The sequence below is a fragment of the Psychrobacter sp. 1U2 genome (genome assembly GCF_051847575.1).
Genome location: NZ_JBPYDC010001556.1, coordinates 1 through 574, shown reverse-complemented (window position 1 = coordinate 574; position 574 = coordinate 1). Strand labels below are relative to the sequence as shown.

The window sequence follows — 574 nt, the reverse complement described above, 5'->3', positions numbered from 1 at the left end:
AAATTCGCGATTATTAAGCTCATTTGAGATACGGGTTGAGTCTTGGTAAAGAACACGGCCAGCACCAAGATTCATATGCCCTACTTCTGAATTACCGAATTGACCATCTGGTAAACCAACATCTTCTCCTGAAGCTGATATAAGCCCATGCGGATACTGCTGATAAATATTATCCAAATTTGGCATGTTTGCGGCGGCAATGGCATTGTCTTCAGCTTCCTCACGATGTCCAAAACCATCTAGTATCATTAGGACATGTGGCACTTTTTTGTTAGGATTGTTATTAGACTTAGCTTTACTGTCTGTGGTATGTTCTGCTTGTTGTTGCATATTGGACATAGATTACCGCTCCTCAAATGAATGAACGCCTATAGTACTGTATTAGATTAAAGTGTCTATACTACCACAAAACTCAAAATAGCTGAAAACTCAACATTTTTCAGTCAATATATTTTATGAAGCTTTTTAAACCGTTACTAAATTAAAGCCGTTGATAAGTAAAACGAAGATTAAGACAAAGTATCAATCTGTAAATCAGCTTGCAATCAGTTATATCATTGGTTAAGATAAAAAT

The 574-nt window shown here is 36.1% G+C and carries 1 pseudogene; it reads right to left on the bottom strand.

Annotated features, from left to right (window positions below):
* Nucleotides 1-339, bottom strand: a pseudogene (locus ACS8FD_RS23150) (2,3-bisphosphoglycerate-independent phosphoglycerate mutase); the annotation flags it as partial.
* Between the last annotated feature and the right edge of the window lie 235 nt (nt 340-574).